The 23,361-nt window shown below is 67.1% G+C and carries 29 protein-coding genes; 28 read left to right on the top strand and 1 reads right to left on the bottom strand.

Features of this window, described 5'->3' with window-relative positions; all coding sequences use genetic code 11:
• The first annotated feature begins 151 nt into the window (after positions 1–151).
• The 25 genes from DDQ50_RS00815 to DDQ50_RS00695 all read left to right on the top strand — a co-directional run bounded on the left by DDQ50_RS00815 (position 152) and on the right by DDQ50_RS00695 (position 18,767).
• A complete protein-coding gene (locus DDQ50_RS00815) occupies positions 152–2,326 on the top strand; it encodes an RCC1 domain-containing protein (protein WP_116754844.1) in 2,175 nt (724 codons plus the stop codon).
• 324 nt (positions 2,327–2,650) lie between these two features.
• Entirely contained in the window at positions 2,651–4,339 is a 1,689-nt protein-coding gene (locus tag DDQ50_RS00810; RefSeq protein WP_116754843.1) for an RCC1 domain-containing protein, read from the top strand.
• Positions 4,340–4,879: 540 nt separating this feature from the next.
• Positions 4,880–6,430, top strand: coding sequence for an RCC1 domain-containing protein (locus DDQ50_RS00805; RefSeq protein ID WP_165829634.1), 1,551 nt, complete (start codon positions 4,880–4,882; stop codon positions 6,428–6,430).
• Between the two features lie 540 nt (positions 6,431–6,970).
• Positions 6,971–7,279: a 30S ribosomal protein S10 gene (gene rpsJ / locus DDQ50_RS00800; RefSeq protein WP_116754841.1), complete on the top strand. Its 309-nt coding sequence runs from the start codon at positions 6,971–6,973 to the stop codon at positions 7,277–7,279.
• Positions 7,280–7,289: 10 nt separating this feature from the next.
• Entirely contained in the window at positions 7,290–7,943 is a 654-nt protein-coding gene (rplC, locus tag DDQ50_RS00795) for a 50S ribosomal protein L3 (RefSeq protein WP_116754840.1), read from the top strand.
• Positions 7,944–7,945: 2 nt separating this feature from the next.
• The gene (gene rplD / locus DDQ50_RS00790) at positions 7,946–8,575 is read left to right on the top strand and encodes a 50S ribosomal protein L4 (protein ID WP_116754839.1); all 630 of its coding nucleotides are present in this window, start codon (positions 7,946–7,948) and stop codon (positions 8,573–8,575) included.
• On the top strand, positions 8,572–8,871 hold the full coding sequence (gene rplW, locus DDQ50_RS00785; RefSeq protein ID WP_116754838.1) for a 50S ribosomal protein L23: 300 nt from the start codon (positions 8,572–8,574) through the stop codon (positions 8,869–8,871). The genes rplD and rplW overlap by 4 nt, the downstream gene beginning before the upstream one ends.
• A gap of 17 nt (positions 8,872–8,888) precedes the next feature.
• Positions 8,889–9,728, top strand: a complete 840-nt coding sequence (gene rplB / locus DDQ50_RS00780) for a 50S ribosomal protein L2 (protein ID WP_116754837.1) — start codon at positions 8,889–8,891, stop codon at positions 9,726–9,728.
• A 10-nt stretch (positions 9,729–9,738) separates the two neighbouring features.
• On the top strand, positions 9,739–10,020 hold the full coding sequence (gene rpsS, locus DDQ50_RS00775) for a 30S ribosomal protein S19 (protein WP_116754836.1): 282 nt from the start codon (positions 9,739–9,741) through the stop codon (positions 10,018–10,020).
• Positions 10,021–10,047: 27 nt separating this feature from the next.
• The gene (gene rplV / locus DDQ50_RS00770) at positions 10,048–10,449 is read left to right on the top strand and encodes a 50S ribosomal protein L22 (RefSeq protein WP_116754835.1); all 402 of its coding nucleotides are present in this window, start codon (positions 10,048–10,050) and stop codon (positions 10,447–10,449) included.
• Positions 10,449–11,213: a 30S ribosomal protein S3 gene (rpsC, locus tag DDQ50_RS00765; RefSeq protein ID WP_116754834.1), complete on the top strand. Its 765-nt coding sequence runs from the start codon at positions 10,449–10,451 to the stop codon at positions 11,211–11,213. The genes rplV and rpsC overlap by 1 nt, the downstream gene beginning before the upstream one ends.
• A gap of 2 nt (positions 11,214–11,215) precedes the next feature.
• Entirely contained in the window at positions 11,216–11,635 is a 420-nt protein-coding gene (gene rplP / locus DDQ50_RS00760; protein ID WP_116754833.1) for a 50S ribosomal protein L16, read from the top strand.
• Complete coding sequence (rpmC, locus tag DDQ50_RS17580) at positions 11,635–11,979, top strand: 50S ribosomal protein L29 (RefSeq protein ID WP_116754832.1); 345 nt, start codon at positions 11,635–11,637, stop codon at positions 11,977–11,979. The genes rplP and rpmC overlap by 1 nt, the downstream gene beginning before the upstream one ends.
• Positions 11,979–12,293 carry a 30S ribosomal protein S17 gene (rpsQ, locus tag DDQ50_RS00750; RefSeq protein ID WP_116754831.1) on the top strand — a complete coding sequence of 105 codons (315 nt, stop codon included), beginning with the start codon at positions 11,979–11,981 and terminating at the stop codon, positions 12,291–12,293. Before rpmC ends, rpsQ begins: the two co-directional genes overlap by 1 nt.
• Before the next feature lie 32 nt (positions 12,294–12,325).
• Entirely contained in the window at positions 12,326–12,694 is a 369-nt protein-coding gene (gene rplN, locus DDQ50_RS00745) for a 50S ribosomal protein L14 (RefSeq protein WP_116754830.1), read from the top strand.
• A gap of 3 nt (positions 12,695–12,697) precedes the next feature.
• A complete protein-coding gene (rplX, locus tag DDQ50_RS00740) occupies positions 12,698–13,057 on the top strand; it encodes a 50S ribosomal protein L24 (RefSeq protein WP_116754829.1) in 360 nt (119 codons plus the stop codon).
• A complete protein-coding gene (rplE, locus tag DDQ50_RS00735; RefSeq protein ID WP_116754828.1) occupies positions 13,057–13,647 on the top strand; it encodes a 50S ribosomal protein L5 in 591 nt (196 codons plus the stop codon). Before rplX ends, rplE begins: the two co-directional genes overlap by 1 nt.
• Positions 13,648–13,793: 146 nt before the next feature.
• Complete coding sequence (gene rpsH / locus DDQ50_RS00730; protein WP_116754827.1) at positions 13,794–14,192, top strand: 30S ribosomal protein S8; 399 nt, start codon at positions 13,794–13,796, stop codon at positions 14,190–14,192.
• A 6-nt stretch (positions 14,193–14,198) separates the two neighbouring features.
• On the top strand, positions 14,199–14,735 hold the full coding sequence (rplF, locus tag DDQ50_RS00725; RefSeq protein WP_116754826.1) for a 50S ribosomal protein L6: 537 nt from the start codon (positions 14,199–14,201) through the stop codon (positions 14,733–14,735).
• A gap of 2 nt (positions 14,736–14,737) precedes the next feature.
• The gene (gene rplR / locus DDQ50_RS00720) at positions 14,738–15,109 is read left to right on the top strand and encodes a 50S ribosomal protein L18 (protein ID WP_116754825.1); all 372 of its coding nucleotides are present in this window, start codon (positions 14,738–14,740) and stop codon (positions 15,107–15,109) included.
• The gene (gene rpsE / locus DDQ50_RS00715; RefSeq protein ID WP_116754824.1) at positions 15,106–15,855 is read left to right on the top strand and encodes a 30S ribosomal protein S5; all 750 of its coding nucleotides are present in this window, start codon (positions 15,106–15,108) and stop codon (positions 15,853–15,855) included. The genes rplR and rpsE overlap by 4 nt, the downstream gene beginning before the upstream one ends.
• Entirely contained in the window at positions 15,855–16,040 is a 186-nt protein-coding gene (gene rpmD, locus DDQ50_RS00710) for a 50S ribosomal protein L30 (protein ID WP_116754823.1), read from the top strand. The genes rpsE and rpmD overlap by 1 nt, the downstream gene beginning before the upstream one ends.
• The gene (rplO, locus tag DDQ50_RS17430; protein WP_116754822.1) at positions 16,040–16,720 is read left to right on the top strand and encodes a 50S ribosomal protein L15; all 681 of its coding nucleotides are present in this window, start codon (positions 16,040–16,042) and stop codon (positions 16,718–16,720) included. The genes rpmD and rplO overlap by 1 nt, the downstream gene beginning before the upstream one ends.
• 122 nt (positions 16,721–16,842) lie before the next feature.
• Positions 16,843–18,165: a preprotein translocase subunit SecY gene (gene secY / locus DDQ50_RS00700; RefSeq protein ID WP_116754821.1), complete on the top strand. Its 1,323-nt coding sequence runs from the start codon at positions 16,843–16,845 to the stop codon at positions 18,163–18,165.
• Between the two features lie 5 nt (positions 18,166–18,170).
• A complete protein-coding gene (locus DDQ50_RS00695; protein ID WP_116756015.1) occupies positions 18,171–18,767 on the top strand; it encodes an adenylate kinase in 597 nt (198 codons plus the stop codon).
• A gap of 254 nt (positions 18,768–19,021) precedes the next feature.
• Here DDQ50_RS00695 and DDQ50_RS00690 read toward each other — a convergent pair whose 3' ends face one another.
• Positions 19,022–20,932 (bottom strand): BglG family transcription antiterminator, encoded by a 1,911-nt coding sequence (locus DDQ50_RS00690; protein WP_116754820.1) that lies wholly within the window; start codon positions 20,930–20,932, stop codon positions 19,022–19,024.
• A 142-nt stretch (positions 20,933–21,074) separates the two neighbouring features.
• On the opposite strand from DDQ50_RS00690, the gene DDQ50_RS00685 reads away from it, so the two are divergent.
• From DDQ50_RS00685 to ptsP, 3 genes are read left to right on the top strand one after another with little or no spacing between them, the layout of a single operon-like run.
• A complete protein-coding gene (locus tag DDQ50_RS00685) occupies positions 21,075–21,413 on the top strand; it encodes a PTS sugar transporter subunit IIB (protein WP_116754819.1) in 339 nt (112 codons plus the stop codon).
• 3 nt (positions 21,414–21,416) lie between these two features.
• The gene (locus tag DDQ50_RS00680; protein ID WP_116754818.1) at positions 21,417–21,683 is read left to right on the top strand and encodes an HPr family phosphocarrier protein; all 267 of its coding nucleotides are present in this window, start codon (positions 21,417–21,419) and stop codon (positions 21,681–21,683) included.
• On the top strand, positions 21,680–23,341 hold the full coding sequence (gene ptsP, locus DDQ50_RS00675; protein ID WP_116754817.1) for a phosphoenolpyruvate--protein phosphotransferase: 1,662 nt from the start codon (positions 21,680–21,682) through the stop codon (positions 23,339–23,341). The genes DDQ50_RS00680 and ptsP overlap by 4 nt, the downstream gene beginning before the upstream one ends.
• Positions 23,342–23,361: the final 20 nt, after the last annotated feature.

The following is a 23,361-nucleotide window of genomic DNA, read 5'->3' as shown; positions in this document are numbered from 1 at the left end:
TAGTTGTCCTCGCACTTATTCCGTCGATAGCGTGGTTTCAATCAATATCGGCGGATGATTCCGGCTCTTTGAAATTACGAGCCGATCATCGACTGCGACATCCGGCCAGGGGCCGCGAGCCGCAGGGCCGGCCAACCACAGGGGACACACCATGCAGAAGACCGCAGCCGGGCGCACGCGCCGGGCGATCTCGATCATCGGAGCGCTGGCGCTCATCGCCGGTATCGCCGGTGTCGGCACCGTCGCCTCGGGCGCGTGGTTCACCGCCACCAAGTCGGCGTCCGCGAGCGTGACCGGCGCGCTGCTGACCATCGGCGAGATCGGCAAGACCAGCGATCAGAAGACGGTCGCGGTGGCCGATGTGTACCCGATGACCGACGATCAAGCGGCCGTGTCAGCACGGTCGGAGTGGGTGACGGTGCGCAATACCGGCACCATTCCGCTGGACTGGACGATGTCGATCGTCAACCCCCAGGCGACAGCACCGCTGACCGCCGCTCAGCTCGCGAACTTCCGCTTCCGTCTCTACGACGAGGCCGGCACCGCCCTCACCGCTCCGCTCACGCTCGGGGCCATGCCTGCCACCGTGATGCCGGCAGGCTTCCAGACTCGGGGGAGCGCCCTCGCCGCCGGAGGACAGACGAAGGTCGAGCTGCGCGTCTGGCTCTCGGCCGAGTCGCAGAACGAGTTCCAGGGTGCCCGAGCCGCGTTCAACGTCGTCATCAACGGCATCCAGAACGGCGCCGGCGGATTCCCGTCGATCGCGCAGTCGCTCACGGCGGTCAAGAGCGGCCAGCCTGCGGGTGCGTCGACCGCGCTGTCGTGGACCGACGTGTCCTCCGCCCTCGCCTCTTCGGGGATATCCGGCGCCCCGACCTATACCGTCGAACGGGCGGATAACCCCGATTTCGCAGGATCCTCGGTCGTCTACTCCGGAATCGGCACCACTGCATCGGACGACGTCGACGGAGCCCCCGTGCTTCCCGACGGACAGCCCGGCAATGTGTTGATGGGCTCAGAGGCGCGGTCGATCGCCCTGGGCGGCTCGACGGCCTGTGCGCGTCTCGCCGACAGCAGCGTCTCCTGCTGGGGAAAGGCGAACGGAGTGGAACGGGGTCCTGGCGTGTGGTACCAGTCGATGGGCCCGACCGCGCCCGTTCGCCTCACGGGAACTCTGGCCAACACCTACGCCGTGGGCACGCCGTCCGTCGACGATTGGGGCGACGCGTGCAGCATCGTGCTCGACGGCGGCATCCACTGCCGCGGCGGGTATTCGGGCAACGGCAATCTTTCGACCGAGCCTTGGCCGGTGTCGGTGACTCGCACGTCGCCGCTTTCGAACGACTCGGCGGCGGAACTGACGCAGAACTACCTTTACGGCGGGACCTGCTTCGTGACGAACCGCGGAAAGGTCGGCTGCTGGGGGCACCCCCACTACGGAGCGATCGGTTCCTTCTCCGATCAGGGTGTGCCGATCAATATGAGCACCGGTTCCCTCGCGACGCGCACCGTTCGCCACATCACCTCGGCCGTCTCGGTGACCTGTGCCTCCGCAACCGACAACACCATCTCCTGCTGGGGCACCAACCTGAACGGCTCGCTGGGCAACGGCGGTGCGGGAACCGTCACGAACCCGCGCGTCCGGACGACACTGCCGGCCGAGTACGACCTGAAGGGAACGACAACGCCCGTCCTCGTCGACACGAGCATGATGACCGGTCAGGGCATCTCATCCATCGTGGGGGGACAGAACGTCGTCTGTGCGCTGACCGGTGCGAGCAACGTGTACTGCTGGGGCAAGCTCGGCAGCTGGAAGGACTTCGGCGGCAAGCCCACGAAGGTGGACACCGGCTCGTTGACCAACATCTCGCAGATCGCCGTCACCGCATCGGGCCTGTGCGCCCTCCAAGAGGGAAACGTCTACTGCTGGGGGACCGACGTGTCGGGCGAGCTCGGCTTCGGGAGCGCCCAGACCAAGAACACGCCGACCAAGCTGACGAGCGGAATCCTGGCCACGCAGTCGGTGACGCAGCTCGTCGCCCAGAACAGGGACACCTGCGTGCTCACCTCGGCCGGATCGGTTAGCTGCTGGGGATCGAATCAGTGGGGAGTTGCCGACTACAACAAGTCGGGCACCGCGGTGAGGGTCGCCGGCGACAAGACGGTCAGCACCGTCAACACCGCAACGACCTGCGGCACTGCCAACAAGATCGACGCGAACAGGTGCTCGCTGCGCACGGACGGTGCGTACTACTACCGCGTCAGCTACACGGTCGCAGGGGTTTCGGGTTGGACGAGTCCGTTCGTCCGCGCAACCCGAAGCTGAGTTTCACCGCACGGCGGTCCGAGGCGCATGCACGGGATGACCCGGGCATGCGCCTCCCGTCTGGGCGAGGGCCCCGCTGTCGCCGATGGCCGGGCGGCGACCATCGAATGACCTCTCTGGATGGTCTCGTGCTCACCGCCCCGGCTCCGGCCACCCGCAGCTGTGACATCCGCGAACAGATCAAGCGATGTTCGTCACGCGAATATCGGGGCATATAGCAAGATGCGGGAATTGGTGGACGGCCGTAGCTTGGATATGCGCATTTAGTCGACTTCTTTTGGCCTGGCGAAGGTCAGGGTCGAATGGGTCGGGGGGATACGAACAATGCGGATTCGAAAGCGTTTTCGCGCCATCCGGTGGCCATATCGCGCCGTCGCCATCGCGGCGGCGGGGCTGGCGATGCTCGGCGCGCTGACCATACCTTCGACGGGCGCCTACTTCACGGCCAGCGGTTCGACCTCAGCCAATACCGCTGCTGCTGCCTCGCTGCCCGCCGTCGCGATCGCCGCGAAAGGCGCCTCCGGCGGACAGTCCACCGAGCTCTCCTGGTCGTCTCCCGACCTGACGGGATGGCCCGCCGACGCGGTACCGCAATACACCGTCGAACGCTCGGCGTCGGGGGACTTCCGGGACGCCACGACCATCTATCAGGGGCCGAATCGCACCTTCGTCGACAGTGCAACGGGCAGCACCGCGAACGTCTGGTCCCGCCTCGTCGGAAATGCCGATCTCATCAGTGAGAGCAACGGCGTCGACGCGACACGGGTCGTGAGGGTCGGGGGACGTTTCTACCGGTTCGGAGCAGCCGCCCCCGGCGGCCCGACAGAGGTGTCCGGATTTCCGGCAGGCGTGACAAAACTTTCCGCCGGGTCCAATTTCTACTGCGGTATGACCGCGACAGCCGTCTACTGCGGCGGGGACAACAGCTACGGGCAGCTGGGCGACGGAACCAAGACGAGCCGCCCGCTCACCGCGGCCAAGGTGGTCGACCCCACGGGTGCATTCGCGCGACAGGGCGTCGCCGACATCGCGGTCGGAAAAGCGCACGTGTGCGTTCTGGACAACGCGTCGATGATCTGGTGCTGGGGGTACGGCTACTACGGTCAGCTCGGACCCGGTTCGACCACGCAGAGCACGACGCCGATCGTTCTCTCGCGATCGGCGACGGACCCGGCTGCTCCGCGAGTCTTCTATCAGAACCAGCCGACCGCCATCGCGGCATCGAACGACCTCACCTGCGCCGTGACGCCGGCCGGGGTCTACTGCTGGGGCGCGCAGGCCGCCTACTACCAAACCCTCAAATCGCGTCCCGCCCCGTTCGCCATGATGTACGCCAACGGTGCAGCCATCACGGGCGTCCAGAGCATCGCTGCTGGCCAGGGGGCGTTCTGCGCCATCGTCGGCGCAGCCCGCGAGGTGACCTGCTGGTTCAGTTCGATGACGGACACGGGATCCAAGTTCCCGTCGGATTCGCAGGCCCAGAAGATCCCGGTCGGGGGCGACTTCACCCGCGTCGCCGTCTCGGGCGGCGGCAGCGCGACCGCCTGTGCGGCGCGATCCGCGCAGATCGTCTGCTGGGGGACGGCTGCGCTGGTCGGCACGGCCACCACTACCCGGTATCCCCGGTCGAGCGGAGGGATCTGGACCGGATGGCAGGGGCAGGGATGGCGGGAGCTTTCCATCGGAACCGTTGACGACTCGGCTGGCCTGATCGGCTCGGCGCCGTTGCGCGGTCTCATGGTCGATGGCACCGACAGCTGCGCCGTCAGCAATGCCGGGACGATCGCCTGTTGGGGCAAAGGACAGATGTACGGGTACGCCGTAACTGACAGGGCGAGTCTGACGCCCACCCCCCTCCTCGCATTCGGACCCGGCTGTGCCGGGCAGGCGGTCGTGACGAGCTCCGGCTGCTCCCTCGACCCTTCGGTCAAGTACTCGTATCGCGTCTCCTACAAGATCCCCAACTACGGGAGCGCGTGGGTGAGCCCGTCGATCACCGCCGCACGCAGCTGAGGGCAGGCCTCGGCGAGCTGAGTGTCTCGGAGGCGCAACCACGCTCGCGCCGCGCCCATCCTCATCGCGGGAGCGCTGGCCGACGAGCTGACAGCGCATGAATGGAGACTCCGTTCGCGGGTGCTCCGCTGTCGCGAATAAGTCCAAGTCGCCTTCGCGGCGTCGGAGAGCAGCATTCGCCCGGCGAATATCCGGATAGGCGCAGATTTTGCCCGCCGGACTACGGATGGGAAAATTTCTTTGCATGAATATCGCGCGGGACCACATTAATTCGATTTCAGTGGTTTCGAGTGCGGGGCGTAGGTCACCTCGGGGGGAACTGACATGGAAAGAACGACGAGGCGCGGAGCCCGCGCAGGAGTTGCGGCGCTTGGCGCCGTGGCACTGATTCTCGGCGTGGTCGGCTTTGGGACAGTCGCTTCCGGGGCCTGGTTCACCGCGAGCTCTTCCGCGCGCGCTTCGATCACAGGCGCGACGCTCAGCATCGGGGAGATAGGTGCATCAGCCCAGACCACCGTCGCCGTCTCGGGGGTCTACCCCATGACTGACGGCCAGGCGGGGGGTGGCGCACGATCCGAGTGGATCAATGTCCGCAACACGGGCAGTCTCCCCCTCGACTGGACCCTCTCGGTCGTGAACCCGAAGGCACAGGCGCCTCTCGCCGCCGAGAAGCTTGCGAACTTCCGATTCCAGCTCTTCAGCGAGCAGGGCATCGCTCTCGGGCAGGTGCAGACCCTCGGCTCGCTGCCGATCGCCGCGACATCGGGCGCCTACCAGACCGCCGGGAGCGGTCTCGCCGCCGGTGGGACGACCCGTGTGGAGATCCGCGTCTGGCTCTCCGTCGACTCCGGCAACGAGTTCCAGGGAGCCCAGGCGACTTTCGATGTCGTCATCAACGCCATTCAGAACGGTGCTCCCACGAGGCTTCCGTCAGCGGTCGAATCCTTCCAACCCAGCTACCTTGGCGCGGGCGATCACGGCAGCTGCCTCATCGATTCCAGCGATACGGTCAAGTGCTGGGGATCTACGTCGTGGGGACGTATGGGCGACGGCACGTTCACGGAAGGCTTCTCCGCGAAGCAATCGCAGCCCACGCCGCAGACGCTGGCCGTTCCCGCGGGCGTCGTTCCTGCGCGAGTGGCCACCTCTCCTTCGGATACCTGCATACTCTCGACGCAGCAGGAGCTGTTCTGCGTGGGGTACAGCGACGGGTCATCCACCAAGACCACCAAGGACGGGGTGTTGCGCAAGCCCGCGAATCTGGGGCGAGTCGCTGATGTGTCCGTCAACGGGGACAAGAAATGCGCCGTTGACGCTGCCGGTCGTGTGTGGTGCTGGGGATACAACGTGAACCTGCTCGCCGGGCCGTATACCCCGGGCGAGACGTTCGTGATGACGCCGCGGCTCATCGCTGGCGATCTCGCGACGCGCGAGGTGACGCAGGTCGAGGTCGGTGCCGGAGGCATATGCGCCCTGACTCGAGAATCGTCCATCTATTGCTGGGGAGACGATGTGGCTCGGCGAGGCCTTCTCGGCGACGGAACAGTCGGCAAGGCTTATTCCGCCCCCGTGCCCGCTGATCTCAGCCTCGTTCCTGAGGGCGACAAGCTCGTCAGGCTGGAGGACGGGGATGGAGCGACCACACTGTGCGCCGTCGGAGCGAGCGGCACTCGGTACTGCTGGGGCGAAGCGGGGGGAGGGATCGACGCTGCAGGCAAGCCGATTTCGACATCTCGCCCGACGCCGATGCGTATTCCCGGCCACGATCACTTCGAGACCTTGACGTCCACCCTCTCGGGGCTGTGCCTGCTGGATGAGGGACGTGTCTTCTGCTGGGGCACGCAGAACGTAGTCGAGCTGGCCACTGGCAAGTCGGGTGGAGCTTACGCCAGTCCGACCATGGTGGGAGGGCTACTGGCCGATGGAAACGTCGTGGCCCTTCAAACCAAGCCCTACGGTGGCTGTGCGCAACTCAACGACGGACGTGTCGCCTGCTGGGGGTTCGGCACCTATCAGGCCGGTGACGGCAGGGCTGCGACGGCCGACATCTCCGTACCGACGAATGCTGCCTTGGTTCTGGCGAAGCGCTGAGTACGATCGAACCACCTCGAATGGGGCTCGCCGCCCCGTTCGGCCGACAGTCCGCACGGGCTCTGTCAAACGGGCAACGGATGGCACGAGCTGAGAGTCGACCCTTCGCGTGTGCAGCGTCGGACTGTTGCGCCGTCAAGCCGCGCTCTGCGAGCTGACGAGCCGCGACACGCCCGGGTTGCACGGTGGGTGGGGGTGTGGCAAACTCTTCTAGTTCCACATTCCGGCCGTTGTGTTCCACGCGCGGCGCAGGATCACTGCCAGGCAGTGCATAGCTACTCCGTTCGCGGGGGATACGGGCTAGGCCGCAGGCAGAAGAACAGGAAGCCCCGCACCGGGTGCGCGGGCTGTCGTCAGGCTCCATCCTCTCGGATCCTCCTTCAGGAGTGCGCCGGGAACACGTGTGCGAACGCGTGCCCAGGTGGAGCGGGTCGGCCCATTGACAGAAGAACAGTGCTGCGAGAAACGCAGGCCCGCAACGGTCTGCGACACGACACGTCCTGCTTGCAGGGCAACACGAACGAAGGAAGTGAGTGACAGATGGCGGGACAAAAAATCCGCATCCGACTCAAGTCGTATGACCACGAGGTCATCGACAGCTCCGCACGCAAGATCGTCGACACGGTCACCCGCGCGGGTGCGAGCGTCGTCGGCCCCGTGCCGCTGCCCACCGAGAAGAACGTGGTGGTCGTGATCCGCTCGCCGCACAAGTACAAGGACAGTCGGGAGCACTTCGAGATGCGCACACACAAGCGCCTCATCGACATCATCGACCCGACGCCCAAGGCCGTCGACTCCCTCATGCGACTCGACCTCCCGGCCGACGTCAACATCGAGATCAAGCTCTAAGGAACCGCCAGTGTCTACCGCTACACGGACATTCACGGGCCTGCTGGGCACCAAGCTCGGCATGACCCAGGTATGGGATGCAACCGGCAAGCTCGTTCCGGTCACCGCCATCCACATCACGCCCAACGTCGTGACCCAGATCCGCACCCCCGAGAAGGATGGCTACGCAGCCATCCAGATCGCGTCGGGCGCCATCGACCCCCGCAAGGTCAACAAGCCTGCGACCGGTCACTTCGACAAGGCCGGCGTCACGCCGCGCCGCCACCTCACCGAGGTCCGCACCGCTGACGCGGCGAACTACGAGCTCGGCCAGGAGATCACCGTCGAGGCTCTGCCCGTCGGAACCAGGATCGACGTCGTCGGCACCAGCAAGGGCAAGGGCTTCGCCGGTGTCATGAAGCGTCACAACTTCAAGGGCGTCTCCGCCTCGCACGGTGCTCACCGCAACCACCGCAAGCCCGGCTCCATCGGCGCCTCCTCGACGCCCAGCCGCGTCTTCAAGGGAATGCGCATGGCCGGCCGCATGGGTGGGGACCGCACCACGATCCTGAACCTGACGGTCGTCGCCGTCGACGTCGAGAAGGGCCTGCTGCTCGTCAGCGGCGCCGTCCCCGGCGCCCGCGGCCGCAACGTCTTCGTCCGCAACGCCGTGAAGGGAGCCTGACCATGGCTTCGCTCGAGATCAAGGGCGGCACCGGAAGCGTCGAGCTTCCCGCCGAGCTCTTCGACGTCCAGACCAACGTGCCGCTGCTGCACCAGGTCGTCGTCGCGCAGCTCGCCGCAGCCCGCCAGGGCACCCACAAGACCAAGAACCGCGGCGAAGTGTCCGGTTCCGGTGTCAAGCCGTTCAAGCAGAAGGGCACCGGCCGCGCCCGTCAGGGTTCGGTCCGCATGCCCCAGCACCGTGGTGGTGGCGTCGTGCACGGACCCGTGCCCCGCGACTACTCGCAGCGCACCCCCAAGAAGATGATCGCCGCCGCACTCCTCGGAGCACTCTCCGACCGCGCCCGCGGTGACCGCCTCCAGGTGGTCTCGACCCTCTCGCAGGGCGAGTTCCCCTCAACCAAGGCCGCCGCTGAGCTGCTCGCCTCGATCGCCGGCAAGAACGTGCTCATCGTTCTCGACCGCGCCGACGAGGTCAGCTGGAAGAGCGTCCGGAACCTGCGGAACCTGCACGTCATCACCTGGGACCAGCTGAACGCCTACGACGTGCTCGTCTCCGACGACATCGTCTTCACCAAGCAGGCCTTCGACGCCTTCGTGGCCTCCAAGACGAAGAACGAGGTGACCGCATGAGCGGCTACAACAAGGACCCGCGCGACATCATCGTCTCGCCCGTCGTCTCCGAGAAGAGCTACGGCCTGATCGACGAGGGCAAGTACACCTTCGTCGTCGACCCGCGCGCGAACAAGACCGAGATCAAGCTCGCCATCGAGAAGATCTTCGGCGTCGAGGTCGCATCGGTGAACACCCTCAACCGCAACGGCAAGACGCGTCGGACCAAGTTCGGCCTCGGCAAGCGCAAGGACACCAAGCGCGCCATCGTCACGCTGAAGTCCGGCTCGATCGACATCTTCACGGCTGTCGGCTAGGCGCAGGAGAAACACACATGGCTATTCGCAAGTACAAGCCCACAACGCCCGGTCGCCGTGGCTCGTCGGTCGCCGACTTCGTCGAGATCACGCGCACCACGCCCGAGAAGTCGCTGCTGCGCCCCCTGAGCAAGTCCGGTGGACGCAACAACCAGGGTCGCATCACGACCCGTCACATCGGTGGTGGCCACAAGCGCCAGTACCGCGTGATCGACTTCCGTCGCAACGACAAGGACGGCGTCAACGCCAAGGTCGCTCACATCGAGTACGACCCCAACCGCACGGCCCGCATCGCGCTGCTGCACTACGTCGACGGCACGAAGCGCTACATCATCGCGCCGAACAAGCTGTCGCAGGGTGACATCGTCGAGTCCGGCCCCGCCGCCGACATCAAGCCCGGCAACAACCTGCCGCTGCGCAACATCCCCGTCGGTACCGTCATCCACGCGATCGAGCTCCGCCCCGGCGGAGGCGCCAAGATGGCACGCTCCGCCGGTGCGAGCGTCCGCCTCGTCGCCAAGGACGGCCCCTACGCGCAGCTCCGCCTGCCGAGCGGCGAGATCCGCAACGTCGACGTGCGCTGCCGCGCCACCATCGGCGAGGTCGGCAACGCCGAGCAGTCGAACATCAACTGGGGCAAGGCCGGCCGCATGCGCTGGAAGGGCGTCCGCCCGACCGTCCGCGGTGTCGCCATGAACCCCATCGACCACCCGCACGGTGGTGGTGAGGGCAAGACCTCCGGTGGACGTCACCCGGTCAGCCCGTGGGGTCAGGCCGAGGGCCGCACCCGTAGTCGCAAGAAGGACAGCGACAAGCTCATCGTTCGTCGTCGCAACGTCGGCAAGAAGCGTAAGTAGGAATAGGTAGATGCCTCGCAGTCTGAAGAAGGGCCCCTTCGTCGACGACCACCTGCTCCGCAAGGTGCAGGTCGCCAACGAGACGGCCTCCAAGAACGTGATCAAGACCTGGTCGCGCCGTTCGATGATCATCCCCGCCATGCTCGGCCACACCATCGCCGTGCACGACGGCCGCAAGCACATCCCGGTGTTCGTCACCGAGACGATGGTCGGCCACAAACTGGGCGAGTTCGCGCCCACCCGCACCTTCCGCGGCCACGAGAAGGACGACAAGAAGGGCCGTCGCCGCTAACGCGGTGACGACAGAAGGAGGAGAGAGATGGTTGAGTCGATCGCACGCGTGCGACACATCCGCGTGACCCCTCAGAAGGCCCGTCGCGTCGTTGACCTCATCCGCGGCCGCCAGGCCACCGAAGCGCTCGCGATCCTGAAGTTCGCGCCGCAGGGTGCCAGTGAGCCCGTGTACAAGCTGGTGGCAGCCGCCATCGCCAACGCACGTGTCAAGGCGGACCAGGAGAACAGCTACCTCGACGAGAGCGACCTGGTCATCGCCAAGGCGTTCGTCGACGAGGGGACCACGCTCAAGCGGTTCCAGCCGCGTGCCCAGGGCCGCGCGTTCCGCATCAACAAGCGCACCAGCCACATCACCGTGGTGCTCGCGACCCCCGACGTCATCGTCGCTGGCCGCCCGGCGCGCAAGACCGCGAAGGCGAGCAAGTAATGGGACAGAAAGTAAACCCGTACGGTTTCCGTCTCGGCATCACCACCGACCACGTCTCGCGCTGGTTCTCCGACAGCACCAAGGCCGGACAGCGCTACAGCGACTTCGTCGCCGAGGACGTCAAGATCCGTCAGCTGCTCCTGAAGCAGCTCGACCGTGCCGGTGTCGCCAAGATCGAGATCGAGCGCACCCGTGACCGTGTGCGCGTCGACATCCACACCGCCCGTCCGGGCATTGTGATCGGCCGCCGCGGCGCCGAGGCCGAGCGCATCCGCGCCGACCTCGAGAAGCTGACCGGCAAGCAGATCCAGCTGAACATCCTCGAGGTCAAGAACCCCGAGCAGGAAGCTCAGCTCGTCGCCCAGGGCATCGCCGAGCAGCTGTCCGCACGTGTCGCGTTCCGTCGCGCCATGCGCAAGGGCCTGCAGGGCGCTCAGCGCGCCGGCGCCAAGGGCGTCCGCGTTCAGGTCTCCGGCCGCCTCGGCGGTGCGGAGATGAGCCGCTCCGAGTTCTACCGCGAGGGCCGCGTGCCCCTGCACACGCTCCGCGCCAACATCGACTACGGCTTCTACGAGGCCAAGACGACGTTCGGTCGCATCGGCGTGAAGGTCTGGATCTACAAGGGCGACATCACCAACAAGGAGCTCGCCCGCGAGCAGGCCAACCAGAAGTCGCAGCGCCCCGAGCGCCGCGACGGCGGCCCCCGCGGACGTGGACCGCGTGACAACGCGCCGGCTCCCGTCGCAGAAGGAGCGAGCGCTTAATCATGCTGATCCCCCGCAAGGTCAAATTCCGCAAGCAGCACCACCCGGGTCGCAGTGGCCAGGCCACCGGTGGCACCAAGGTGAGCTTCGGAGAGTTCGGAATCCAGGCACTCACCCCCGCGTACGTGACCAACCGTCAGATCGAGTCCGCTCGTATCGCCATGACGCGTCACATCAAGCGTGGTGGAAAGGTCTGGATCAACATCTACCCCGACCGTCCGCTCACCAAGAAGCCCGCCGAAACCCGCATGGGTTCCGGTAAGGGTTCGCCCGAGTGGTGGGTCGCCAACGTCAAGCCGGGCCGCGTCCTCTTCGAGGTCGCCGGCGTCGATGAGACCCTCGCCCGCGAGGCTCTCACCCGGGCCATTCACAAGCTGCCGCTCAAGGCACGCATCATCAAGCGCGAGGAGGGAGACGCCTGATGGCTATCGGATCCAAGGAGCTCGCCTCCACCGAGCTCGACACCCTCGAGGACGAGCGCCTCGTCGACGAGCTGAAGAAGGCCAAGGAAGAGCTGTTCAACCTGCGCTTCCAGTCGGCCACCGGTCAGCTCGAGAGCCACGGACGTGTCCGCGCCGTCAAGCGCGACATCGCCCGCATCTACACCGTCATCCGTGAGCGCGAGCTCGGCATCCGCGCCACCCCGGCGCCCGTCGAGGCCCCCGCGAAGGCGGAGAAGAAGAGCCGCGCGAAGAAGTCCGACGCAGCCGTGGCCGAGAAGCCCGCTGCCGACGACGCGGCCGAAACCGCTGAGGAGACCAAGTAATGGCCAAGGTTCAGGCACCCACGGGCCACGAGTCCGCGGCCCACGACGTCAAGGTCGAAGGCGAGCGCGGCTACCGCAAGAGCCGCCGCGGCTACGTCGTGTCCGACAAGATGGAGAAGACCATCGTCGTCGAGGTCGAAGACCGCGTGAAGCACCCGCTGTACGGCAAGGTCATCCGCCGCACCACCAAGGTGAAGGCGCACGACGAACTCGGCACCGCCGGTGTGGGCGACCTCGTCCTCATCAGCGAGACCCGTCCGCTGTCGGCCACCAAGCGCTGGCGCCTCGTCGAGGTCCTCGAGAAGGCCAAGTAGGCCTCGGCCTTCTTCGACACAGGAGATAAGAAGTGATTCAGCAAGAGTCAAGGCTCAAGGTCGCCGACAACACCGGCGCCAAGGAGCTGCTCACCATCCGCGTTCTCGGTGGCTCCGGCCGTCGCTACGCCGGACTCGGTGACGTGATCGTCGCGACGGTCAAGGACGCGATCCCCGGCGGCAACGTCAAGAAGGGCGACGTCGTCAAGGCTGTCATCGTCCGCGTCGTCAAGGAGACCCGTCGTAACGACGGCTCCTACATCAAGTTCGACGAGAACGCCGCCGTCATCCTCAAGAACGACGGCGACCCCCGTGGAACGCGCATCTTCGGCCCCGTCGGCCGCGAGCTGCGCGACAAGAAGTTCATGAAGATCGTGTCTCTCGCACCGGAGGTGATTTGAGAAATGGCAAAGATCAAGAAGGGCGACCTCGTCCAGGTGATCTCGGGCGCAAGCCAGACCCGCGGCGGTGACCGCGGCAAGCAGGGTCGCGTCATCGAGGTGCTCGTCGAGCAGAACCGTGTGATCGTCGAAGGCATCAACTTCGTCACCAAGCACACCCGCGTCGGCCAGACCCAGCGCGGCACCAAGACCGGTGGCATCGAGACCGTCGAGGCCCCGATCCACATCTCGAACATCGCGCTCGTCGACCCCGACAGCAAGAAGCCGACCCGCGTGGGACACCGCGTGGAGCAGGTGACCAAGGACGGCGTCACCAAGGACGTGCGCGTCCGTTACGCCAAGAAGTCAGGTAAGGACCTGTAATGACCGACACAACGACTGCCGCGCCCGCTGGCAAAATCCAGCCGCGCCTGAAGCAGAAGTACCGCGCTGAGATCCTCCCCGCACTCAAGGAGGAATTCGGTTTCGGCAACGTGCACCAGGTTCCCGGCCTCGTCAAGGTCGTCGTCAACACCGGTGTCGGCGAAGCCGCCCGCGACGGCAAGATCATCGACGGTGCTGTTGCAGACCTCACCAAGATCACCGGCCAGAAGCCGCAGGTCACCAAGGCTCGCAAGTCGATCGCACAGTTCAAGCTCCGCGAGGGACAGCCGATCGGCGCCCACGTGACGCTTCGCGGCGACCGCGCATGGGAGTTCCTCGACCGCCTCATCTCGCTCGCCCTGCCCCGCATCCGCGACTTCCGCGGCCTCTCGGACAAGCAGTTCGACGGGAACGGCAACTACACCTTCGGTCTCCAGGAGCAGAGCGTGTTCCACGAGATCGACCAGGACCGCATCGACCGCGTCCGTGGTTTCGACATCACCATCGTCACCACTGCGAAGACGGACGACGAGGGCCGAGCACTGCTCAAGGCCCTCGGCTTCCCGTTCCGCAACGCCGAGAACGCGTAGCAAGTACATAAGTGAAGTAAGCTCTCCCGGGCGTTTCTTGCGCCTGGGAGAGCATCCCTTTGTCCGGCGAACCCGTCGGACAAGCACCACAGGTCCTCATCCGGTGTACCGGATGGCGAAACCTGGTGAATGAGAGAAGTACATCCATGACAATGACCGATCCGGTTGCCGACCTCCTCACGAGGCTCCGCAACGCGAACTCGGCCTTCCACGAGACGGTCTCGCTGCCGCACTCGAAGCTCAAAGGCCACATCGCCGACATCCTCAAGTCGGAGGGTTACATCGCCGACTGGAAGGTGGAGGACGCCCGCGTCGGAAAGACGCTGACCCTCGACCTCAAGTACGGCCCCAACCGCGAGCGCAGCATCGTCGGCATCAAGCGCGTCTCGAAGCCCGGCCTCCGCGTCTACGCGAAGTCCACCGAGATCCCCACGGTGTTCGGCGGCCTCGGCGTCGCCATCCTGTCCACCTCGTCGGGTCTGCTCACAGACCGCCAGGCCTCCAAGAAGGGTGTAGGCGGAGAAGTCCTCGCCTACGTGTGGTGACCGTCCATGTCTCGTATCGGTAGAGCACCCATCGACATCCCCTCGGGTGTCGACATCAACGTCGACGGTCGCCTCGTGACCGTCAAGGGCCCGAAGGGCGAGCTCGCGCTCACCGTCGCCGCCCCCATCGAGGTCGCCATCGACGGGAGTCAGGTCGTCGTGACCCGTCCCGACGACGAGCGCGAGTCGCGCTCGCTCCACGGCCTCACTCGCACCCTCATCGCGAACAACGTGATCGGCGTCACCCAGGGCTACTCCAAGAGCCTCGAGGTCGTCGGTACCGGTTACCGCGTCACCGCCAAGGGCAGCTCGATCGAGTTCGCCCTCGGCTTCTCGCACCCCGTCACGGTCGAGCCGCCGGCAGGCATCTCGTTCCAGGTCGAGGGCAACAACAAGCTCACGGTCTCCGGCATCGACAAGCAGGCCGTCGGCGAGGTTGCAGCGAACATCCGCAAGATCCGCAAGCCGGAGCCCTACAAGGGCAAGGGCGTCCGGTACGCCGGAGAGAACGTCCGTCGCAAGACCGGAAAGTCAGGTAGGTAATCATGGCCACCGTCATCCGCGGCAAGAGCAAGTCGGCCGCGCGCGGCCGTCGCCACAGCCGCCTGCGCAAGAAGATCGAAGGAACGGCCCTGCGGCCGCGCCTCGTCGTCACACGTTCTGCACGCCACGTCTTCGTCCAGGTCGTCGACGACGCACAGGGTCACACCCTCGCGTCGGCATCGACCCTCGAAGCCGACATGCGCACCTTCGACGGCGACAAGACCGCCAAGGCACGCAAGGTCGGTGAGCTCGTCGCCGAGCGCGCCAAGAACGCCGGAATCGACGCGGTCGTCTTCGACCGCGGTGGAAACAAGTACGCGGGCCGCATCGCGGCGATCGCCGAAGGAGCTCGGGAAGGTGGGCTGGACCTGTGAGTGATGCAGCAGCCACAACAGCAGCAGCTGAAACGACAGCCGCTGAGACAGTCGAGGCGCCGGTCGAGACCGCCGCTTCGAGCGACAGCAACAACCGCGGGGGCGGCGACAGCCGCAGCGAGCCCCGCGAACAGCGCCGCGGCAGCCGCGAGCGTCCCGCCGGCCGCGATGGCGGCCGTGGCGGACGCGACGGTGGCCGTGACAGCCAGTTCCTCGAGCGCGTCGTCACGATCAACCGCGTGTCCAAGGTCGTCAAGGGTGGTCGTCGCTTCAGCTTCACCGCCCTGGTGATCGTCGGGGACGGCAACGGCATGGTCGGCGTCGGCTACGGCAAGGCCCGCGAGGTCCCGACCGCCATCTCGAAGGGTGTCGAGGAGGCGAAGAAGAACTTCTTCCGCGTCCCCCGCATCGCCAGCACCATCCCGCACCCCGTGCAGGGTGAGGCCGCCGCCGGCGTCGTGCTCCTGCGTCCCGCAGCTGCCGGTACCGGTGTCATCGCCGGTGGTCCCGTCCGCGCCGTTCTCGAGTGCGCCGGTATCCACGACGTCCTCTCGAAGTCGCTCGGCTCCAGCAACACGATCAACATCGTGCACGCCACCGTCGCAGCGCTGAAGAGCCTCGAAGAGCCGCGCGCCGTCGCAGCCCGTCGCGGCCTTCCCCTGGAAGATGTCATCACGGCCCGCATGCAGCGCGCCGAAAAGGCGGCTGCCGAGCACGCTGCCGCTGAGGCGAAGGTTGGTGCCTGATGGCCGCGCGTCTCAAGGTGACCCAGATCAAGTCCAAGGTGAGTGAGAAGCAGAACCAGCGCGACACGCTCCGGTCGCTGGGCCTCAAGCGGATCGGCGACGTCGTCGTCCGCGAGGACAACCAGCAGAACCGTGGCTACGTCCGCACGGTCGCTCACCTCGTCAAGGTTGAGGAGATCGACTAATGGCTGACGAAGCCAACAAGGAAGAGCTGACCCCGGCTCAGAAGGCCGCGGCGACGCGAGCCAAGAACGCGGCAGCGAAGGCTGCCGCGGCGTCCGGCGACACGGCTGCTGAGAAGCCCGCCGCGAGCAAGCCCGCCGCGAAGAAGCCGGCAGCGTCCGAGTCGGCCGCCGCCGCGTCGACCCCGTCGACGTCGGCTGCCGCCCGCAACTCGGCTGCGAAGTCGGACGACGTCGCTCCCCGTGAGCGCGTGCTCAAGGTCCACCACCTCCGTCCCGCCGCCGGTTCCAAGAAGGACCGCACGCGTGTCGGCCGTGGTGAAGGCTCCAAGGGTAAGACCGCGGGCCGTGGTACCAAGGGCTCGAAGGCGCGCTACCAGGTGCGTCCCGGCTTCGAGGGTGGGCAGATGCCGCTGCACATGCGCACCCCGAAGCTCCGCGGGTTCAAGAACCCGTTCCGGGTCGAATACCAGGTCGTGAACCTGGCCACTCTCGCCGAGCTGTACCCGCAGGGCGGTGACGTGACGATCGATGGTCTCGTCGCCCGCGGCGCGGTCCGCAAGAACGAGAAGGTCAAGGTCCTCGGTAACGGCGACATTGCGGTTAAGCTCAATGTTGCTGTCGACAAGGTTTCCGGCTCCGCTGAGCAGAAGATCCTGGCCGCTGGCGGCTCCATCAACTGAGTGCTCCGCGGTGCAGACGCATCGCGAGTCCAGTCGGAGCCCCGCGGGTTCCACTTCTGACGACGTGGCCGGCTAACCCCGGCCACGTCGTCGGTTACACGAACGAAAGCAGGCACTACCGCGTGTTCAAGGCAATAGGACGCATCTTCCGGACACCGGATCTGCGTCGGAAGATCGCTTTCACGCTCGGCATCGTCGCGCTCTTCCGGCTGGGATCCTTCATCCCCGCCCCGTTCGTCGACTTCGCGAACGTGCAGTCGTGCCTCGCGTCGAACCAGGGCACGTCGGGCCTCTACGAGCTCGTCAACCTGTTCAGCGGTGGCGCACTGCTGCAGCTGTCGATCTTCGCGCTGGGGATCATGCCGTACATCACGGCGTCGATCATCACGCAGCTGCTGCGCGTGGTCATCCCGCACTTCGAGACCCTCTACAAGGAGGGTCAGGCGGGCCAGGCGCGCCTCACGCAGTACACGCGCTACCTCACCCTCGCGCTCGGTGTACTCCAGTCGACCACGCTCATCACGGTCGCCCGCAGCGGTGCGCTGTTCCCGCAGAACAGCTCGCCCGCCTGCACGCAGCTCATCACGAACGACGCCTGGTACGCGATCCTCCTCATCGTCATCACGATGACGGCGGGCACCGGCCTCATCATGTGGATGGGTGAGCTCATCACCGAGCGCGGCGTCGGCAACGGCATGTCGCTGCTCATCTTCACCTCGATCGCCGCGACCTTCCCCGCGTCGCTCTGGTCGATCGCCGTCACGCAGAGCTTCGAGCTCTTCCTGCTGGTCATCGCGATCGGTCTGCTCATCGTGGCGGCCGTCGTGTTCGTCGAGCAGTCCCAGCGGCGCATCCCCGTCCAGTACGCCAAGCGCATGGTCGGTCGGCGCACCTACGGCGGCAACAACACCTACATCCCGATCAAGGTCAACATGGCGGGCGTCGTGCCGGTCATCTTCGCCTCGTCGCTGCTCTACCTGCCTGCGCTGGTCGCCCAGTTCAACCAGCCGGCCGCAGGCCAGGAGCCGCAGGCGTGGGTCACCTGGATCAACAACTACCTCGTGCAGGGCGACCACCCGCTCTACATGGCGCTGTACTTCCTGCTCATCGTCGGCTTCACCTACTTCTACGTCGCGATCACCTTCAACCCCGAAGAGGTCGCCGACAACATGAAGAAGTACGGCGGCTTCATCCCCGGCATCCGTGCCGGTCGACCGACCGCCGAGTACCTCGACTACGTGCTCACCCGCGTGACGCTGCCCGGCTCGATCTACCTGGGCCTCATCGCCCTGATCCCGCTGATCGCGTTCGTCTGGATCGGTGCCAACCAGAACTTCCCGTTCGGCGGCGCCTCGATCCTGATCATCGTCGGAGTCGGCCTCGAGACGGTCAAGCAGATCGACTCCCAGCTGCAGCAGCGGCACTATGAGGGCCTGCTACGGTGAGCGGCATGCGGACACCTGGAGCGCGGCTGCTCATCGTCGGCCCTCCGGGTGCCGGCAAAGGCACCCAGGCTTCGCGCCTCGCCGCCGCCTACGGCATCCCGGCGATCTCGACCGGTGACATCTTCCGCGAGAACGTGCGCGGTGAGACCGAGCTCGGTCTGCAGGTGAAGTCCTTCATGGACAGCGGTTCGTACGTACCGGACGACCTCACCAACGACCTCGTGGCGGATCGACTCAGCTGGACCGACGCCGACGGCGGCTTCCTGCTCGACGGCTATCCCCGCACGCCTGCTCAGGCGGCGAAGCTCGACGAGATGCTGTCGCGCAACGATCACGACCTCGACGCGGTCATCGAGCTGGTCGCCGATACCGATGAGACGGTTGCACGCCTGCTCAAGCGTGCGACGCTCGAGGGCCGCAGCGACGACACCGAGGATGTGATCCGTCACCGCCTCGAGCTGTACGCGCGCCAGACCGCGCCCCTCCTCGACCTGTACGAGGACCGCGGACTGCTCACGCAGGTCGACGGCCTCGGCGACATCGACGTGGTGACCGGCCGCATCCTCGGCGCCCTGGCGCAGCGAGGCCTCAAGGCCGCCTGACCCAGGCTGGGCGTTCCGGGCGAGCGCGCACGTTCCGGCCGGCCCCACGCGCCGGAACGGACGCGCGACGGATCGAGCGATCACCTTTCGGTGCGCGCTGAGGCGGTATGACGCGCGGGACGCGACTCGGGATCGGGGAGTCAGACCGGCCGAGCTATCGACGGCGGGTCAGAGCGATTGCGCGCACGTTCCGGCGTCCGGGGCCGGCCGCAACGTGCGACCTCGCCCGGAACGCCCAGGTCAGGGGGGGCGGGTCAGGAGTCGATCAGGTGGACCAGCTCGTCGATGAACGACGGGAAGTCCTCGGACCCGCGGAGCAGGCGCTGCACGTCGCCGTGATCGGCGAAGACCTCGACGAACTGCTCGAACACGGTCTGGAACGCGGCCCGGTCGTCGGCGCTGAACGCCGCGAGCGCGACGACGTTCACCCGGTTCTCGCCCCACTGCATGGGCGTCTCGTTCAGGGTGATCGCGATAGCGGTCCGTCGGGCGGTCATCGTCATCGAGTGCGGCACCGCGAGGTGCTCCGTGAAGGCGGTCGATGACAGCGCCTCCCGCTCGATGACACCGTCGATGTAGCTGTCGTCGGCGATCCCCAACCGCACGATCCGCTCGCCGAGGGCCCGGATCATCGTCTCGGGGTCCTGCGCTGACACGTTGCGCAGGAACAGCCGCTCGTCGAAGTACAGCAGCAGCTCGCTCTTCAGTCGCGCCCGGCGCCGATGGCGGCGGATCCGCGCAACGGCGGCGCGCACGGCATCGATGTCGGCCTCGGTCGGGAAGGGCTGCACGAGCACGACGTTCTCGGTCCGCGCGAGCGTGGGTGTCGACGAGACGATCAGTTCGCTCTGCAGATGCTCGGGCTGCGGGTCGGTGCGGCTCACCACCTGCTCGACGCGGATGTCGCGCCCGAGCTCGCGTTCGAGCCGGTCGCGCAGGAGCTGCGCGAGGTCGTGGTAGCCGGGGCTGACGATCGTGCAGGTCACCGCATCCGCGGGCCCGGTGTGACGTTCGAGGTAGGCGCCGATGTGCAGCGCGATGAAGGCGATCTCGTCGTCGCTGACCGAGATCGAGTACTCGCGTTGGATCTCGCTCGCCAGGTAGACGGCCAGCTCGTAGGTCAGTGGGTAAGCGGACTTGATGGACCGGGTCAGCGGATTGTTGGTCGCCTGGCCGTTGCGGGCCCGCCGCACGAGATTGCCGACGTGCATCGACAGGCGCGCGGAGAATCCGGGGTCGTCCAGTTCCACCAGGAACTCCCGTGCCGCCCGCCCGAGCAGTCCGCGCACATAGCCGAGGTTCTCGTCTGGCGGGGTATCGGCATCCGGTGCGCTCGCCTCGCCCGCGGGGATCCGTGTGCCGACCCGGGTCGTGAGCAGCGTCGCCAGAGCCGTCAGCTCGCCTTCGGGCAGCTCACCGCCGAGATGCTTGGTCACCAGGGGAGCGAGCGAACCCTCGAGGCCGTCCTGAGCGCTCCGGACTTCGGGGGCCCGGCCGTGACCGCTTCGAGAGCGCTCGACGGCGATCGCGGCGTGGACGAGGACGCCATCGAGCCCGAACTCGTTCACCGCGTAGCCCTCGTCCTCGAGGAGGGTGATGAGGTCGGTCTTGAACGCCGACAGGTCGCCGATCCCGAACGCGGCCTGCACCTGGGCCACATCGACGGGACCATGCATGGTCTCCTCGCGGAACACCCGGCTGATGAGCCGGCGAAGGGCTTCCTCCGGCCCGTCGAGCCGCACTTCGGATCCGTCGCGGACGAGCTCGAGACCGGCCTCCTTGGCAGCGGACCGCACGCGGCGCAGATCGCTCTCGAGAGTCGAGTCGCTGACGAACAGCGCTCCCGCGAGCGCGTGCACGTCGAGCCCGGCGGACGACTGAGCCAGGCGGTTGATGAGATAGCTCACCCGCTCGCGCGGTCGGTCGGGGCTCGCGGATGCCGCGGCGGCCCCGGCGGTGTAGCGCGCGTACTCGTCGTGGTTCAGCCGGTACCCGTTGGGGGAGGAGGCGACGACATCGAGCGGGCTGGCCGCCGACTTCACGGCGGTGATGTAGCTGCGGACCGTGCGCGTGCTCACGCCGAGACGATCCGCGAGTTCGCCCGCCGACACCCAGCCGTCCGCACGGGAGAGGTGCTCGAGGAGCTGAGGGATCTTGTCGGCCATAACGCAACCAACCTAGGCGGAATCGGCCGCGTACGGCTGCTTCCGCGGCGGCGGAAGAGAACTCGCTGGCGACGGCCTCGCGCCGCGGCGAGACTGACAGACGCAAGGAACCTGATCGGCCCGGACCGCGAGGAGGCGACCCGTGACTACTGTCGCGCTGGTGTGCGTCGCAGGCGTATCGGGAACCTTCCTCGCTCGCCGAATGCGTGAGAGCGACCCCTCACTGACCGTCACGGTGTCGAGCGTCACCGATCTCGCGTCCGCAGTGCGCGGCGCCGACGTCATCCTCGTCGCCCCGCAGCTCGCGACCGAGCTTCCGATGATCGAGCGCCAGGCCGGCGGTCTGCCGGTCGTCGTGCTCCCTGCGAACGCCTATGGTCCGGGTGGCTCGGAGTCCGCTGTGCACGCGGTCCACGACCTCGTCGCGCGCGGTCCGCTTGCCTACCGTGAGACCACGAGCCTCACCGAATCGAAGGAGTAATCCGTGCCAGAACGCACCGTCGTCGTCGCATCAGCCCACGGGCTGCACGCCCGCCCCGCCGCCCTGTTCAGCCAGGCCGCCGCACGCGGAGGAGTGCCCGTCACCGTCCGCAAGGGCGCCAAGAGCGTCAACGCCGCCAGCATCCTCGGGGTCATCTCCCTCGGCATCGACCACGGCGACGAGGTCGTCATCGCGGTCGAGGGCGAGGGCGCGGATGCCCTGCTCGACGAGCTGACCGAACTGCTCACCACGGATCACGACGCAGCATGACCACCCTCACCGGAATCGGGATCGGCCGCGGCATCGTCGTCGGGCCGGTCCTGCGCATGCCCGATCCGCTGCCCGAGCCGTCGACCATGCCGAGCACCATCGGCCCCGACTCGGAACGCGAGCGCGCCACCGGCGCTCTCGCCGCCGCGGGCGAGGACATCCGCGCGCGCGGCGAGAAGTCCGGCGGCAAGGCGCAGGAGGTGCTCGAGGCGCAGGCGCTGATGGCCGACGACCCGACTCTCCGCAGCGAGATCGATTCGAAGATCGATGGCGGAGCCACCGCCGAGCGCGCGGTGTTCGAGGCGTTCGACGGCTTCCGCGAGATGCTCGTCGGCCTCGGCGGATACATGGCCGAGCGCGCAGCCGACCTCGACGACGTCGCCCAGCGGATCATCGCGCGATTGACCGGGGTCGCGGCGCCGGGTGTGCCCGAGAGCGACACCCCGTTCGTTCTCGTCGCCCGCGACCTCGCGCCCGCCGACACCGCCCTGCTCGACCTCGACAAGGTGCTCGCCGTCGTCACGAGCGACGGAGGACCCACCTCGCACACCGCGATCCTCGCCCGCGAGAAGTCGATCACCGCGATCGTCGGCGTCAGCGGCGCTCTCGGTCTCGCCGACGGCGATCTGCTGATCGTCGACGCGGGTGCGGGCGAGATCGTCGTCGATCCCACCCTCGAAGACCTCGCCGCGGCCGAGGCGGCCATCGGCGCGCAGGACAAGCGCGGCGACGTGCCGATCGGTCCGGGGCGTCTCGCCGACGGCACCCACATCCCGCTGCTGGCGAACCTCGGTTCGGTTGACGGCATCGAGAAGGCCGTCGAGGCGGGAGCCGAGGGCGTCGGCCTCTTCCGCACCGAGTTCCTCTTCCTCGACGCCACCTCCGCCCCCAGCGTCGCCGCCCAGTACGCGCAGTACTCGAAGCTCCTCCGCGGCTTCCCGGGCAAGAAGGTCGTCGTGCGCGCACTCGACGCCGGCGCCGACAAGCCGCTCTCCTTCCTCAACGACGCGAAGGAGGAGAACCCGGCGCTCGGCCTGCGCGGCCTCCGCGCCCTCCGCGCGACCGAGCAGATCCTCCGCGACCAGCTCACCGCACTCGTCCGCGCCGAGTCCGAGACCGACGCCGACCTGTGGGTCATGGCGCCGATGGTCTCGACCGCGGAGGAGACGACCTGGTTCGTGAACCTCGCGAACGAGATCGGCATCAAGACCGCCGGCATCATGGTCGAGGTCCCGTCGGCCGCGATCCTCGCCGACCGTGTGCTCCGCGATGCGGCGTTCGCGAGCATCGGCACCAACGACCTCACCCAGTACACACTCGCCGCCGATCGGCTGCTCGGCACCGTCTCGTCGTTCCAGGATCCGTGGCACCCCGCCGTGCTGACCCTGATCGCCGAGGTCGGCCGCGCCGGCGCCGCGCTCGGCAAGCCCGTCGGCATCTGCGGTGAGGCTGCCGCGGACCCGCTGCTCGCCGTCGTTCTCGTCGGACTCGGGGCGACCTCGCTCTCGATGTCGCCCTCGGCGATCGGCGATGTGAGGGCCGAACTCGCGCAGCACACGCGCGAGGAGGCTCAGCGGCTCGCCGCCGAAGCCCTCGGCGCGGACAGCGCCAAGGGCGCGCGCGAGGCCGTGCGCGCCGCTCTCGCACTGCACAACTGACCCTTCCCGCACCACCCACC

This window comes from Amnibacterium flavum, from assembly GCF_003097495.1.
GTDB lineage: Bacteria > Actinomycetota > Actinomycetes > Actinomycetales > Microbacteriaceae > Naasia > Naasia flava.
This window is presented reverse-complemented; position numbering and strand designations above follow the sequence as displayed.

Excerpts from the sequence above, each read along its gene's own strand:
- rplV (WP_116754835.1), top strand. The coding sequence starts at position 10,048 with ATGGTTGAGTCGATCGCACGCGTGCGACACATCCGCGTGACCCCTCAG.
- rplB (WP_116754837.1), top strand. The coding sequence starts at position 8,889 with ATGGCTATTCGCAAGTACAAGCCCACAACGCCCGGTCGCCGTGGCTCG.
- rpsQ (WP_116754831.1), top strand. The coding sequence starts at position 11,979 with ATGGCCAAGGTTCAGGCACCCACGGGCCACGAGTCCGCGGCCCACGAC.
- DDQ50_RS00810 (WP_116754843.1), top strand. The coding sequence starts at position 2,651 with ATGCGGATTCGAAAGCGTTTTCGCGCCATCCGGTGGCCATATCGCGCC.
- rplR (WP_116754825.1), top strand. The coding sequence starts at position 14,738 with ATGGCCACCGTCATCCGCGGCAAGAGCAAGTCGGCCGCGCGCGGCCGT.
- rpmD (WP_116754823.1), top strand. The coding sequence starts at position 15,855 with ATGGCCGCGCGTCTCAAGGTGACCCAGATCAAGTCCAAGGTGAGTGAG.
- rplO (WP_116754822.1), top strand. The coding sequence starts at position 16,040 with ATGGCTGACGAAGCCAACAAGGAAGAGCTGACCCCGGCTCAGAAGGCC.
- rplX (WP_116754829.1), top strand. The coding sequence starts at position 12,698 with ATGGCAAAGATCAAGAAGGGCGACCTCGTCCAGGTGATCTCGGGCGCA.
- DDQ50_RS00690 (WP_116754820.1), bottom strand. The coding sequence starts at position 20,932 with ATGGCCGACAAGATCCCTCAGCTCCTCGAGCACCTCTCCCGTGCGGAC.
- rpsC (WP_116754834.1), top strand. The coding sequence starts at position 10,449 with ATGGGACAGAAAGTAAACCCGTACGGTTTCCGTCTCGGCATCACCACC.
- DDQ50_RS00695 (WP_116756015.1), top strand. The coding sequence starts at position 18,171 with ATGCGGACACCTGGAGCGCGGCTGCTCATCGTCGGCCCTCCGGGTGCC.
- rplD (WP_116754839.1), top strand. The coding sequence starts at position 7,946 with ATGGCTTCGCTCGAGATCAAGGGCGGCACCGGAAGCGTCGAGCTTCCC.
- rpsJ (WP_116754841.1), top strand. The coding sequence starts at position 6,971 with ATGGCGGGACAAAAAATCCGCATCCGACTCAAGTCGTATGACCACGAG.
- ptsP (WP_116754817.1), top strand. The coding sequence starts at position 21,680 with ATGACCACCCTCACCGGAATCGGGATCGGCCGCGGCATCGTCGTCGGG.
- rplW (WP_116754838.1), top strand. The coding sequence starts at position 8,572 with ATGAGCGGCTACAACAAGGACCCGCGCGACATCATCGTCTCGCCCGTC.
- rpsH (WP_116754827.1), top strand. The coding sequence starts at position 13,794 with ATGACAATGACCGATCCGGTTGCCGACCTCCTCACGAGGCTCCGCAAC.
- rplF (WP_116754826.1), top strand. The coding sequence starts at position 14,199 with ATGTCTCGTATCGGTAGAGCACCCATCGACATCCCCTCGGGTGTCGAC.
- rplP (WP_116754833.1), top strand. The coding sequence starts at position 11,216 with ATGCTGATCCCCCGCAAGGTCAAATTCCGCAAGCAGCACCACCCGGGT.
- rplE (WP_116754828.1), top strand. The coding sequence starts at position 13,057 with ATGACCGACACAACGACTGCCGCGCCCGCTGGCAAAATCCAGCCGCGC.
- rpmC (WP_116754832.1), top strand. The coding sequence starts at position 11,635 with ATGGCTATCGGATCCAAGGAGCTCGCCTCCACCGAGCTCGACACCCTC.
- DDQ50_RS00815 (WP_116754844.1), top strand. The coding sequence starts at position 152 with ATGCAGAAGACCGCAGCCGGGCGCACGCGCCGGGCGATCTCGATCATC.
- DDQ50_RS00805 (WP_165829634.1), top strand. The coding sequence starts at position 4,880 with ATGACTGACGGCCAGGCGGGGGGTGGCGCACGATCCGAGTGGATCAAT.
- rpsS (WP_116754836.1), top strand. The coding sequence starts at position 9,739 with ATGCCTCGCAGTCTGAAGAAGGGCCCCTTCGTCGACGACCACCTGCTC.